General features: G+C 70.9%; 14 protein-coding genes. 13 read left to right on the forward strand and 1 reads right to left on the reverse strand.

Annotated elements, in window-relative coordinates:
* The 9 genes from VJR25_RS13630 to lysS form a co-directional block, all read left to right on the forward strand.
* Window positions 1-317: dihydropteroate synthase (locus VJR25_RS13630; RefSeq protein WP_324115915.1), on the forward strand; the 317-nt coding region annotated here is incomplete at its 5' end.
* On the forward strand, window positions 314-685 hold the full coding sequence (gene folB, locus VJR25_RS13635) for a dihydroneopterin aldolase (RefSeq protein WP_324115917.1): 372 nt from the start codon (window positions 314-316) through the stop codon (window positions 683-685). The genes VJR25_RS13630 and folB, both read left to right, overlap by 4 nt.
* A complete protein-coding gene (folK, locus tag VJR25_RS13640) occupies window positions 682-1,248 on the forward strand; it encodes a 2-amino-4-hydroxy-6-hydroxymethyldihydropteridine diphosphokinase (protein WP_324115919.1) in 567 nt (188 codons plus the stop codon). Before folB ends, folK begins: the two co-directional genes overlap by 4 nt.
* Window positions 1,245-1,724 (forward strand): DUF3180 domain-containing protein, encoded by a 480-nt coding sequence (locus VJR25_RS13645; protein WP_324115922.1) that lies wholly within the window; start codon window positions 1,245-1,247, stop codon window positions 1,722-1,724. Before folK ends, VJR25_RS13645 begins: the two co-directional genes overlap by 4 nt.
* Window positions 1,721-2,302, forward strand: coding sequence for a PH domain-containing protein (locus VJR25_RS13650; protein ID WP_324115924.1), 582 nt, complete (start codon window positions 1,721-1,723; stop codon window positions 2,300-2,302). Before VJR25_RS13645 ends, VJR25_RS13650 begins: the two co-directional genes overlap by 4 nt.
* Before the next feature lie 32 nt (window positions 2,303-2,334).
* A complete protein-coding gene (locus VJR25_RS13655) occupies window positions 2,335-3,960 on the forward strand; it encodes a PH domain-containing protein (RefSeq protein WP_324115926.1) in 1,626 nt (541 codons plus the stop codon).
* 132 nt (window positions 3,961-4,092) lie between these two features.
* The gene (locus VJR25_RS13660; RefSeq protein ID WP_324115928.1) at window positions 4,093-4,344 is read left to right on the forward strand and encodes a DUF4242 domain-containing protein; all 252 of its coding nucleotides are present in this window, start codon (window positions 4,093-4,095) and stop codon (window positions 4,342-4,344) included.
* Window positions 4,345-4,420: 76 nt separating this feature from the next.
* Window positions 4,421-5,125 (forward strand): DUF2520 domain-containing protein, encoded by a 705-nt coding sequence (locus VJR25_RS13665; protein ID WP_324115930.1) that lies wholly within the window; start codon window positions 4,421-4,423, stop codon window positions 5,123-5,125.
* Window positions 5,126-5,269: 144 nt separating this feature from the next.
* Window positions 5,270-6,790, forward strand: a complete 1,521-nt coding sequence (lysS, locus tag VJR25_RS13670; RefSeq protein ID WP_324115932.1) for a lysine--tRNA ligase — start codon at window positions 5,270-5,272, stop codon at window positions 6,788-6,790.
* 24 nt (window positions 6,791-6,814) lie between these two features.
* On the opposite strand, the gene VJR25_RS13675 is transcribed toward lysS, so the two are convergent.
* Window positions 6,815-7,972, reverse strand: a complete 1,158-nt coding sequence (locus VJR25_RS13675; RefSeq protein ID WP_324115934.1) for a DUF4192 family protein — start codon at window positions 7,970-7,972, stop codon at window positions 6,815-6,817.
* A 112-nt stretch (window positions 7,973-8,084) separates the two neighbouring features.
* Here VJR25_RS13675 and VJR25_RS13680 point away from each other — a divergent pair, with 112 nt between their 5' ends.
* The 4 genes from VJR25_RS13680 to VJR25_RS13695 all read left to right on the forward strand — a co-directional run.
* Entirely contained in the window at window positions 8,085-8,270 is a 186-nt protein-coding gene (locus VJR25_RS13680) for a hypothetical protein (protein ID WP_324115936.1), read from the forward strand.
* Window positions 8,270-9,727, forward strand: coding sequence for a cardiolipin synthase (gene cls, locus VJR25_RS13685; protein ID WP_324115938.1), 1,458 nt, complete (start codon window positions 8,270-8,272; stop codon window positions 9,725-9,727). The genes VJR25_RS13680 and cls overlap by 1 nt, the downstream gene beginning before the upstream one ends.
* Window positions 9,728-9,857: 130 nt before the next feature.
* Window positions 9,858-10,883, forward strand: a complete 1,026-nt coding sequence (locus tag VJR25_RS13690; RefSeq protein WP_324115940.1) for a M23 family metallopeptidase — start codon at window positions 9,858-9,860, stop codon at window positions 10,881-10,883.
* A 274-nt stretch (window positions 10,884-11,157) separates the two neighbouring features.
* The coding region (locus tag VJR25_RS13695) for an ATP-dependent Clp protease ATP-binding subunit (protein ID WP_324115943.1) at window positions 11,158-13,146 on the forward strand (1,989 nt) is incomplete at its 3' end.

The following is a 13,146-nucleotide window of genomic DNA, read 5'->3' on the forward strand; positions in this document are numbered from 1 at the left end:
ACCCGGGCATCGGGTTCGGCAAGCGCGGCGCGGCAAACTGGGCGGTGCTGCGCGGGCTCCGGCAGCTGGACCCGCTCGGGGCACGGGTGCTGGTCGGCACCAGCCGCAAGCGCTTCCTCGCCGAGACCCTCGAGCCGGACGGCGACACGGTCGACGAGCCGCGCCGCGACCTTGCGACCGCGGTCACGAGCGTGCTCGCCGCGCAGGCCGGCGCATGGGCCGTGCGGGTGCACGACGTCGCGGCGACGCGGGATGCGCTGCGGATCGCCGCGGCATGGGACGATCGGATCGAGGCAATCCCACAGGAGGCGCAGTGACCGACCAGCTCGACCGGATCCAGGTGAGCGGCATCCGCGCGTTCGGCTATCACGGCGTGTTCCCCGAGGAGCGCCGGGACGGTCAGGAGTTCCGTGCCGATGTGACTCTGTGGGTGGACACGCGCCCGGCCGCGGCATCCGACGACGTCGCCGACACCGTGCACTACGGTGAGGTGTCCGAAGCCGTCGCCGCCGTGCTGTCGGGGGAGCCGGTCAACCTCGTCGAGACCCTGAGCCAGCGGGTCGCCGACGCGGTGCTCGCCTTCGCCGGCGTGCAGCGCGTCACAGTGACGGTGCACAAGCCGGATGCCCCGATCACCGTGCCGTTCGACGACGTCACCATCTCGATCACGCGGGAGCGGGTGTGAACCGCCGTCTCGCCCAGGGCTTCTCTCCTCCCGGCGCGTGGGCGGAGGCCGTCGTGGCGCTCGGCGCGAACCTCGGCGAACGCTCCGGCACGATCGACGCCGCGATCGCCGAGCTGCGCGAACTGCCGCTCGTGGCATCCGTGCGCGTCGCCCCGGTGATCGAGTCGGTCGCGGTCAAGCCGGACGGCCCGGACGAGGATGCCCCCACCTACCTCAACACGGTCGCCATCATCCGCACCCGGCTCGCGCCCGCCGTGCTGCTCGCGCAGCTGAACCGCATCGAGGCCGATCACGGCCGGGTGCGCCTGGAGCGCTGGGGCGACCGCACCCTCGACCTCGACCTCATCGCGTACGGCGACGTGCGCTCCGACGACCCCCGCCTGACGCTGCCGCACCCGCGCGCCGCCGAGCGCACCTTCGTGCTCGACCCGTGGCTCGCCCTCGATCCCGACGCGGTGCTGCCCGGACGCGGCCCGGTCTCCGACCTCGCCCGCGCCCTGCCTCCCCGGTCGTTGAGCGAGCGGAGCGAGACGAAACGCATCGTGCCCGGAGACCCCTCATGAGGCGCACCGGTCCCGCCGTCCTCGTCATCGCCGCCGTGATCGGCATCGTGGTCGGCTACGGCACCGATCAGCTGCTGGCGGCATCCGGCCACCCCACCTTCACGCCGATGGTCAGCCTCCCGGTCGTGCTGGTCGCGCTCGGCGCGATCGTGATCGCGCTCGCGATCCCGATCCGCCGCGCGATCAACGGTCGGGGCAAGCCGCAGATCAACCCGTTCCGCGCGGTGCGGATCGCGATGCTCGCCAAGGCGTCGAGCCTCGTCGGTGCCGGCCTCGGCGGTGCCGGACTCGGTCTGCTGCTGTTCGTGCTGTCCCGGCCCACCGAGCACGACGGCGGTGTCGTCGCGGTGCTGATCACGACGGCGGTGTGCGGCGCGGTGCTCGTCGTCGCCGCGCTCATCGCCGAGCACCTCTGCACGATCCGCAAGGACGACGACGACCCCGAGGGGTCCGCCCCCGATGGAGGCTCCGCATGACCGACCCCGCTCCGGAACCGCCGCGGCCCCCTCTGCCGGGTCAGGATGCCGTGCTCGACGCGCACACCTACGATCGCGTGCTCGAACCGGGCAGCGACAAGCGCCTTCCGCTCGGCGACGGCACGTGGCACCAGCTGTCCCGCAACTACGTGTGGGTGCGGCTGATCGCGCTCGGGATCATCATCGTGATCCTCGCGGCCGCGTTCGTCGTGGGCACCCTGGTGCTGGCGAACGCGTGGCCGTGGATCGTGGGCGGCCTGCTTCTGGTCGGGTACATCTGGGCGGCGGCGATCACGCCGCGGCAGGCACGGGCGTACGCCTATCAGCTGCGCGCCGACGACCTCGTCTTCCGCCGCGGCATCCTGTGGCAGCGTCAGGTCGCGGTGCCGTACGGGCGGATGCAGCTCGTCGACATCACCCACGGACCGCTCGACCGGGCATTCGGCATCGCCCAGCTGAAGCTCGTGACCGCCGCGGCATCCACCGGGGTCACCATCCCGGGGCTCACCCAGTCCGCCGCGGAGCAGCTGCGCGACACGCTCGTCGAGGTCGCCGAGTCGCGCCGGACCGGGCTGTGACCGCCGTCCCGCCGCCCTACAGCGGCCCGCCGATGCCCCCACCGCAAGTGCCGGGGCCGGGCGGGATGGTGCCGGTGCCGCCGGGGCCGGGCAGCTTCCGGTCTCCGCTCAGCGACGGGGAATGGCACCGGATGCATCCGCTCACCCCGCTGCTGCGCGGCGGACTGGTGCTCGTGGTCATCGCGGGTCTGATCATCTCGAATCTGCGCGAGCGCATCGCCGACCTGTTCATCTCGACGACGGTTCCCGGCGCGGGCGACCTGGGGCCGCCGCAGAACGGCGACCCCATCGACTTCGTGATCCGGCACAACCTGGTGCTCGTCGCGCTGCTGATCCTCGCCGCCCTGCTGGTCGTGCTCATCGGCCTGTTCTATCTGTCGTGGCGGTTCCACACGTTCCGGATCACCGGGGACGACGTCGAGGTGCGGCAGGGGGTGCTGTTCCGCAGCCAGCGCCGGGCACCGCTCGATCGCGTGCAGGGCGTGAACCTCACCCGTCCGCTCGTCGCGCGTCTGGTCGGCATGGCCAAGCTCGACGTGCTCGGCGCCGGCTCCGACTCCAACGTCAAGCTCGAGTACCTGTCGACGAAGACCGCCGAGGCGGTGCGCGCCGACATCCTGCGCCTCGCCTCCGGCCGCAAGCTCGCCGAGGCGGTCGCCGCGGGGCGGATGCCGGGGGTGCGACCCGGCCGGGTCGCGCAGGCGACCGCGGTGGTCACGGATGCGATGACCGGGATGGTGCTGGGCGCCGAGACGCCGGTGGAGCCGGCATCCGTCGTCGAGATCCCGATGCTGCGCCTGCTGCTGTCGCATGTGCTCAGCCAGGCCACGGTCTGGCTGCTGGTGCTCATCGCGGTCATCGCCTGGGGCGCGTGGGAGACGACGCCGATCCTGCTGGTGTCGGTGATCCCGGCGATGATCGGCTTCGGCACGTACTGGGTGCGGACCCTGGCCAAGAAGTTCCGGTACGCGATCGCCCCCACCCCCGACGGCGTACGCATCACGTACGGCCTGTTCACCACGATCACCGAGATCCTGCCGCCCGGCCGCGTGCACGCGGTCGAAGTGTCGCAGCCGCTGCTGTGGCGCCCGGCCGGCTGGTGGGCGGTCCGGGTCAATCGGCTCGCCGGCAAGGCGTCGGGCAGCCGCGAGTCCGATCAAGCCGCCGACGCGCTGCCGGTCGGGGACCGCGCCGACGCCGAGCGGGTGATGCGGCTGCTGCTGCCGGGGCTCGGCGACGACGCGTGGCAGCTGGTGTTCGACCGCGGCGTGCTGCGGCGCCGGGGTTCGGGGGTGGATGCCTTCACCACCACCCCGGGACGCGCGTGGATCCTGCGGCCGCTGTCGTGGCGGCGCAACGGCTTCGCACTCACGGACGACGTGCTGATCATGCGTCGCGGGTTCATCTGGCGCTCGCTGGTCATGGTGCCGCTGGCCCGTCTGCAGTCCTTCGGGATCGAGCAGGGTCCGCTCGACCGTGCCCTCGGCGTCGCCGAGATCCACGCGCACACCATCGCCGGACGCGTGTCCGGCAGGCTCGGCGCGATCGACAGGGACGCCGTCGTCGCCCTGTTCCGGGCCGCCGCCGCAGGTGCGGTGCGTGCGGGGGCGGGGGACCGCAGCCACCGCTGGGCCGACGGGCTTTCCGACGCGGAGTGATGCGCGTACCCTGAGCCGCAAGGAGCGGACCGCACCGACGGCGCCGCACGCCCGTTCGCCGGCTGGTCCGGCTCGCGTCCGGGCGACCAGGCGGGCCGCGACGCCGACTCCTGCTGGGGAAAGGAGCGGGCCATGCCGCTGTACATGGATGTCCACAATCTGGGGGAGTCCGTCACGCTCGATGCCGTCGCGCAGGCGCACGCCGCCGACCTGCAGCATCAGGCCGAGCACGACGTGCAGTACCTGCGTTACTGGGTCGATGAGTCGCAGGGGAAGATCTTCTGCCTCGTCGAGGCGCCGGATCCCGAAGCCGCCAACATCGTGCACCGGGAGGCGCACGGTCTCGTGGCCGACGAGATCCACGAGGTGCGCGAGGGGGCCTGACCTCCGCACGCCGTCGCGGGGCGGTGCGCGTGCGCCGTCCCGGGCGCGGTTCCGGGTGGTCGGTTAGCATCGACGGATGACTCGCGACGGACGCCTCGGTGTCGGCATCATCGGCGCCGGCCGCGTCGGCCCCGTGATCGGGGCGGCGCTGGCCGGTGCCGGGCATGCCGTCACCGGCATCACCCACGGCTCGGACGACGAGCGGGTGGAGTCCGTGCTGCCGGGCATCCCGTTCCTCGACGCCCCCGAAGTGGTGCGCCGCAGCGAACTGGTGGTGCTGGCGGTGCCGCACGACCAGCTGCCCGGACTCGTCGCGGGGCTCGCGGACGTGGGCGCCTGGCAGATGGGCCAGATCGTGATGCACACCGACCCCGCGTTCGGGCTCGACGTGCTCGCCCCGGCCGCAGCCCAGGGTGCACTGCCGATCGCAGTGCATCCGGCCATCGCGTTCACCGGGACCTCGATGGACCTGCGCATCCTGCGCGATGCCTACGCCGCGGTCACCGCGCCGGCCGTCGTGCTGCCGATCGCCCAGGCGCTCGCCGTCGAGCTCGGCTGCGAGCCGATCGTGGTCGCGGATGCGGACCGCCACGCCTACGGCGACGCGATCGCGACGGCGACCCAGTTCTCCCGGTCGATCGTGCAGCAGGCGGTGGGTGCGCTGACGGATGCCGGCGTCCCGGCCCCGGGCGCCTACCTGTCCACGCTGGTGCACGCCACGGTCGATCTCGCCCTGCGCGACGCCGACCCCGACACCGACGCCGCCCTCGGCCTGACCTGACACGCCGCGTCGGGCTCGCCCCTCCCGGGCGGCAGTCCCTCCCGGGCGGCAGCCCCTCCCGGGCGGCAGCCCCTCTCGGGCGACGGCCCAGGAACCGCGGACCTGGCGCCGATAAACTGATCGGCGACTTTCCCGAGGAGCCTGATGACCGACATGCCCGTTGCCGCCCCCGCCGAGACGTCCGAAGAGGACGTCATCGAACAGAAGGCGGTGCGCATGGCCAAGCGCGAGCGGCTGATCGCCGAGCGCGAGGATGCCGCCGGCGGCGCGTACCCCGTCACCGTGCCGGTCACCGACACCATCCCCGAGGTGCGCGAGCGCCACGCGCACCTCGAGGCGGGCGACGAGACCGGCGAGGTCGTCTCGGTGGCCGGGCGCGTCGTCTTCAGCCGCAACACCGGGAAGCTGTGCTTCGCGGCGCTCCAGTCCGGGGACGGCAGCCGCATCCAGGCGATGGTGTCGCTGGCATCCGTCGGCGAGGAGTCGCTGCAGCGCTGGAAGGAACTCGTCGACCTCGGCGACCACGTGTCGGTCACGGGTGAGGTGATCTCCAGCCGCCGCGGCGAACTCTCGATCATGGTCAGCGACTGGGCGATCGCGTCGAAGGCGCTGCTGCCCCTGCCGAACCTGTACACCGAGCTCAGTGAAGAGGCCCGGGTGCGCAGCCGCTACCTCGACCTCATCGTCCGCGAGCAGGCCCGCACCACGGTGCGCGCCCGCGCCAAGGTCAACGCGAGCCTGCGCGCCACGTTCGCGGAGCGGGACTTCATCGAGGTCGAGACCCCGATGCTGCAGGTGCAGCCGGGCGGCGCCGCGGCGCGCCCGTTCGTGACCCACTCCAACGCGTTCGATGCGGAGCTCTATCTGCGCATCGCCCCGGAGCTGTACCTCAAGCGCGCGGCCGTCGGCGGCATCGACCGCGTGTTCGAGATCAACCGCAACTTCCGCAACGAGGGCGCCGACTCGACGCACAGCCCGGAGTTCGCGATGCTCGAGGCCTACCAGGCCTACACCGACTACAACGGCATCGCCGACCTCACGCAGGCGCTCGTGCAGAACGCCGCCATCGCGGTCGCCGGCTCCACCGAGGTGACCTGGGCGGACGGCACCGTGTACGACCTGGGCGGGGAATGGCACCGCATCTCGATGTACGACTCGTTGTCCGAAGCGGCGGGCGTGCAGGTGACCCCGCAGACGACGCTCGCCGAGCTCGAGGCGCTCGCCGCGGCGAACGGCGTGGACGCCCCGGCACACCCCACCCACGGCAAGTGGGTCGAGGAGCTGTGGGAGCACTTCGTCAAGGGCGGCCTGACCCGGCCCACGTTCGTCATGGACTTCCCGGTGGACACGAGCCCTCTGGTGCGCGACCACCGCTCGATCGCGGGCGTCGTCGAGAAGTGGGACCTGTACGTGCGCGGCTTCGAGCTGGCGACCGGATACTCCGAGCTCATCGATCCGGTCGTGCAGCGCAAACGCTTCGAGGAGCAGGCGAAGCTCGCCGACCGCGGCGACGACGAGGCGATGCGCATCGACGAGGAGTTCCTGCGCGCCATGGAGCACGGCCTGCCGCCGATGGGCGGCATGGGCATGGGCATCGACCGGCTCATCATGGCGATCACCGGGCTCGGCATCCGCGAGACCATCCTCTTCCCCCTCGTCAAATAGCACCGTCAACGAGCACCGGGGCCGTCACGCCGCACGCTGGAACGCCCAGTCCGGCAGGTGGGCCGTGTTCACGAACGCGAGCACGACTTCGGCCAACGGCATCTCGGCGCCGCTCGCGCACGCCTCGGCGGCGTAGTCGCCGGCCTCCGTCGAACGGCCCTGCGCCCACGACAGCCACGCGCACATGCCGAGGACGGTCGCGCGCCGGACGCCGGAGGTGAGCGCGGCACAGTGCCGGGCGAGCTGCAGGGCAGACTCCAGTCGCTCCGGATCCGGGCCCGGGCCCTGTCCCCACACGCGGGTGCCGAGCTCTTCCGGGTACGGCTCGCCGTCCTCCCAGCGCAGCTGGGCCTCGAGCGCCGTCACTCCGTCGGACACCGAGCCGGACCACTGCAGCAAGGCGATGTCGCGCAGGGCCGGGCGGGACAGGCACAGGACCGCGACGGCCATTTCGAACGGCGCAGCGGTCGCGGCATCCCACTCGATCATCCGCTCCAGCAGCTGGGTGACGTCGTCCAGCTCTTGCAACGAGTGCAGGGCGCGCGGGTCGACGTGTGCGCCGAGGCTCGTCGTCCCGTTCGTGCCGAGGGCTCCGGTGAGCGCCTCGACGGCGGTCGTCACCTCGGCGAGGCGTGCGGGGTCGACCGTGGGCAGCCGCGCTCCGGAATGCTGGTCGCCGTCGCCCAGCGGCAGCAGTCGCTCGGCGTGCTCGTCGCTGTGCAGCAGGTCGAGCGGACGCCCGTCGGCCGGACGCTCCGGGTCGAGGTAGGACGCCCAGCCGTTGCCCGCCACGCACAGGGCGTCGCGCAGCTCTATGCCGCAGGCGTCCGCGCGGCGCGCCACGGCCCGGGCGAGCTGCTCCCGCGGCAGGCAGCCGCCGACGATGGTCTCGTCCGTGTAGATCACGACGGCGACGGCGTCCGCCGAGGCGATCCGGCACACCATGCCGATCGCCGTCGCCGCGAGGCGGTCGACCGTCTCACCCGGCGGCTCGAGGATGACCGCCGGCTCCGCGGAACCTTCGCGCGCCGGCTGCGGCTCGAGATCGATGCGCATCGCACCGAGCGATCGCGACCCGGCGAAGGGCACCAGCACCATACTGCGGGTCGGCCGGAATCCCAGCAGATGCGGGACCAGCCCGAGGAACTGCGCGGCATCCGCCGCCTTGATGATCGTCGTCATGGAACGACCGTCGGGCACCCGGCATCCGGCGGCAACGACCGTCTGCGACCGGTGGACGACGCGCGCGGGGGAACCAGGGTGTTGACAGGCAGCGCGTGCGTAAACTAGCGGCATGGACGTGTGGTCGGGCATCATCTGGGCGCTGGCTCCGACGGTGGTCGTGAGCGCGTTGTTCTTCTTCGTGCTGCGCGCGGCCGTGCGCTCCGACCGCAGCGAGCGCAAGGCGTACGCCAAGGTCGAAGCCGAAGAGCGCGCCAAGCGCGGCCTGCCTCCGAAGACGCCCACCGCCGCCGGTTGATGGGATTCATCGAGACGTGGTGGCCGGTCGCGGTCATCGCTGTCGACATCTCGATCCGCATCGCGGCCATCATCATCGTGCCGCGCAACCGGCGCCCCGCAGCCGCCACGGCCTGGCTGCTGGCGATCTACTTCATCCCGTTCTTCGGGGTGCTGCTCTTCCTGCTGATCGGGAATCCGCGCCTGCCGCGCAAGCGTCGCCGCAAGCAGGACGCCATCAACGAGTCCATCCGCGAGACCAGCGAGCACCTCGACTTCGGCACGCTGCGCCCGCACGCGCCGCAGTGGTTCAACTCGCTCGTGACCCTCAACCGCAACCTGGGCGCCATGCCGCTGTCGGGGGACAACTCCGCGCACCTCATCTCGGACTACCACAAGAGCCTCGACGCGATGGCCGCCGCCATCCGCGGCGCGAAGCGGTACGTGCACCTCGAGTTCTACATCCTGCAGGCGGACAACTCGACCGAGGGGATCTTCGCGGCGATGGAGGATGCCGTCGCCCGCGGCGTCACGGTGCGGGTGCTGCTGGACCACTGGGCCAACCGCGGCAAGCCGAAGTACCGGCGCACGCTGCGGCGCCTGCGCGCGATGGGCGCGAAGTGGCATCTCATGCTGCCGGTGCAGCCGTTGCGCGGACGCTACCAGCGCCCCGACCTGCGCAACCACCGGAAGCTCCTCGTCATCGACGGCACGCTCGCGTTCATGGGGTCGCAGAACATCGTCGATTCCACCTACAACCTGCGCAAGAACATCCGACGCGGCCTGCACTGGGTCGACCTGATGGTGCGGCTCGAGGGGCCCGTGGTGGCATCCGTCAACGCGGTGTTCCTGTCGGACTGGTACAGCGAGACCGACGAGTCGCTCGCCGATCAGATCGACGTGTTCTCCGTCGAGTCCGGACCGGGCGACCTCGACTGCCAGGTCGTGCCCTCGGGGCCGGGATTCCGGTTCGAGAACAACCTGCAGCTGTTCGCGAGTCTGCTCTACTACGCGCAGGACAAGATCATCATGATCAGCCCGTACTTCGTGCCCGACGAGGCGCTGCTGCTGGCCGTGACCACCGCGTGCAACCGCGGACTCCAGGTGGAGCTGTTCGTGTCGGAGGAGGGCGACCAGGCCATCGTCTACCACGCCCAGCGCAGCTACTACGAGACCCTGCTCAAGGCCGGCGTGCGGATCTGGATGTATCCGAAGCCGTACATCCTGCACACGAAGAGCCTCACGATCGACGACGAGGTCGCCATCATCGGCTCCAGCAACATGGACATGCGGTCGTTCGGTCTGAACCTCGAAGTGTCGATGCTGGTGCGCGGCGACGAGTTCGTGCGCGAGGTCCGCGAGGTCGAGGACCTGTACCGCGAGCGCTCACGCGAACTGACGCTGGACGAGTGGCGGCAGCAGCCGCTGCGGTCGACGGTGCTCGACAACCTCGCCCGGCTCACCTCCGCACTGCAGTGACGCGAAGGTGTCCCTCGCACCGCGCTCCCAGGCCCCCGGCGTAACGTCGCGCAAGACCGTGCCCGTCGCCGACCCGACGGCGACGACTCGATCCAGGGCGCGGCCGTGACTCGATACCCAGGATGAGCGCGTGACCGAGACCCTCCCCGACCAGCCCCTGACACGACGCGCCCTGCGTGCGCAGCGACGGACGGACACCCCTCCCGCTCCGCCGGCTCCGGATGCCGTACCCGTTCCGGATGTCGCACCCGTGGCATTCGGTCCGGCCGGGAAACCTGCTCGCAGTGGACGCCGCCGTCGGGTGGGCACCGTGCTCACCAGCATCGCGGCCGCGGTCGTCGTTGGACTCGTCGCAGTCGGGATGACGACTCCGGCATCCGCCGTGGCGGCGGCCGGTGACCCGGGCCGCCCGGCGACCGCACCGGGAGCGGCATCCTACGCGAGCGCCGTCCGGCACGGTCAGGACTACCACGCCGGCACCAGCGCCGTGGCGGTGCTCAGCCGCGAGTCGTTCGCGACCGGGGCCGCACCGGCATCCGTCCCCGGCACGGGTCCCGTCTCGGTGGCCGCGGCGGGGCTCTACTCCAACGGCTCGATGCTGCTGACGACCGCGCAGATGCTGGCCGACAACGGCTACAACGCCACCACGGACCTCGGGTACAACGCGGCCGGCTGGGGAAACAACCCGTCGCCGATCCCCGCCGGGTTCTCGCAGGTGTCGAACAAGTACTTCGTCAACGACCCCGGCGGGAAGGTGCAGTGGCCGTTCGCGGTCGGATGCCCCATCACTTACGGGTTCGGATGGCGTCCGGGCGAGTTCCACCAGGGCGCGGACTTCACGCCCGGCGCCGGCGCACCGATCCAGTCGATCGCCGACGGGGTGGTCAGCATGGCCACCGACAACTTCCAGGGCTACGGCGCGGTCGTCGTCATCAACCACGTCGTGGACGGCCAGCGGGTCGCGAGCCTCTACGCGCACCTCATCATCGGCTCGATCCGCGTCGTGGCCGGCCAGCACGTGTCCGTCGGCCAGGAGATCGGCCAGGTCGGGGCATCCGGACACGCCTTCGGCGCCAACATGCACTTCGAGATTCTCGCCGGCGGCACCACTCCCGTCGACCCGGTCGGCTGGCTCCGCGCCCACGCCGGCCCCTGACCGGCGCCGAATCCCGCTTCAACCGACGACTTCCGCGCCGGCGGGCGGCAACTCTTGTCGGGTGAGCGACGGCCGGTCGCGCCATCTCCCGTCGATCGTGAACGAGCCCTCGCGTTCTCCGCTCAACCGACGACAATCGCGCCGCCGGGCCGCAGAAGTCGTCGGTTGAGCCGCTCCGATGCCGTTAGCCCATGGCGAACAAAGGCGCAGGGCATCCGGGCGCTCGTTAGTCTCGAACTACGACGCCACCAGTGCGTCCTCAAGGAGTTGGACGATGTTCGAGAGATTCACTGACCGAGCCCGTCGCGTGGTTGTGCTTGCCCAAGAAGAAGCCAAGATGCTCAACCACAACTACATCGGCACGGAGCACATCCTCCTCGGCCTGATCCACGAGGGTGAAGGCGTCGCCGCGAAGGCCCTGGAGAGCCTGGGCATCTCGCTCGACGCCGTGCGCGAACAGGTGCAGGACATCATCGGGCAGGGCCAGCAGCAGCCGACCGGGCACATCCCGTTCACGCCGCGTGCCAAGAAGGTGCTGGAGCTGTCGCTGCGCGAAGCGCTGCAGCTCGGCCACAACTACATCGGCACCGAGCACATCCTGCTCGGGCTGATCCGCGAGGGCGAGGGCGTCGCCGCGCAGGTGCTCGTCAAGCTCGGCGCCGACCTGAACAAGGTGCGCCAGCAGGTCATCCAGCTGCTCAGCGGATACCAGGGCAAGGAGCCCGCCGGCGTCTCCGGCGCGGCGCACGACAGCAACGCCTCCCAGGCGCAGAACGGCTCGCAGGTGCTCGACCAGTTCGGGCGCAACCTGACGCAGGCCGCCCGGGAGGGCAAGCTCGACCCGGTCATCGGGCGCGAGAAGGAGATCGAGCGGGTCATGCAGATCCTCTCGCGCCGCTCGAAGAACAACCCGGTGCTGATCGGTGAGCCCGGCGTCGGCAAGACCGCCGTCGTCGAGGGCCTGGCGCAGGCGATCGTCAAGGGCGACGTGCCCGAGACGCTGAAGGACAAGCAGCTGTACTCGCTCGACCTCGGCTCGCTCATCGCCGGATCCCGCTACCGCGGTGACTTCGAGGAGCGCCTGAAGAAGGTCACCAAGGAGATCCGGACTCGCGGCGACATCATCGTCTTCATCGACGAGATCCACACGCTGGTCGGAGCCGGTGCGGCCGAGGGCGCGATCGACGCGGCATCCATCCTCAAGCCGCTGCTGGCGCGAGGCGAGCTGCAGACGATCGGTGCGACGACCCTCGACGAATACCGCAAGCACTTCGAGAAGGATGCCGCGCTCGAGCGCCGGTTCCAGCCGATCCAGGTGGCCGAGCCGTCGCTGCCGCACGCGATCAACATCCTGAAGGGCCTGCGCGACCGCTACGAGGCGCACCACAAGGTGCAGATCACCGACGGCGCGATCGTCGCCGCGGCGAACCTCGCCGACCGGTACATCAGCGACCGCTTCCTGCCGGACAAGGCCATCGACCTGATCGACGAGGCCGGCGCCCGCCTGCGCCTGTCGATCCTGTCGAGCCCGCCGGAGCTGCGCGACTTCGACGACAAGATCCAGAAGGTGCGCGAGGCGAAGGAGCTCGCCTCCGAGGAGCAGGACTTCGAGAAGGCCGCCTCCCTCCGTGACGAGGAGAAGTCGCTGCTCGCCGAGCGTCTGCGTCTCGAGAAGCAGTGGCGCAGCGGCGATGTCGCGACCAACGCGACCGTCGACGAGGGCCTGATCGCCGAGGTGCTCGCGCAGGCGACCGGCATCCCGGTGTTCAAGCTCACCGAGGAGGAGAGCGCCCGCCTCGTCTTCATGGAGAAGGCGCTGCACCAGCGCGTCATCGGCCAGGAGCAGGCGATCGCGGCGCTGTCCCGCACGATCCGCCGTCAGCGCGCGGGCCTGAAGGACCCGAAGCGCCCCTCGGGCTCGTTCATCTTCGCCGGACCCACCGGTGTCGGAAAGACCGAGCTCGCCAAGGCGCTCGCCGAGTTCCTGTTCGACGACGAGGGTGCGCTCATCTCGCTCGACATGAGCGAGTTCAGCGAGAAGCACACCGTGTCGCGGCTGTTCGGCGCCCCTCCCGGGTTCGTCGGCTTCGAAGAGGGCGGTCAGCTCACCGAGAAGGTGCGCCGCAAGCCGTTCTCGGTCGTGCTGTTCGACGAGATCGAGAAGGCCCACCCGGACATCTTCAACTCGCTGCTGCAGATCCTCGAAGAGGGTCGCCTGACCGACGGTCAGGGCCGCGTCGTCGACTTCAAGAACACCGTGATC

Source organism: Microbacterium sp. (assembly GCF_035277845.1).
Lineage (GTDB): Bacteria > Actinomycetota > Actinomycetes > Actinomycetales > Microbacteriaceae > Microbacterium.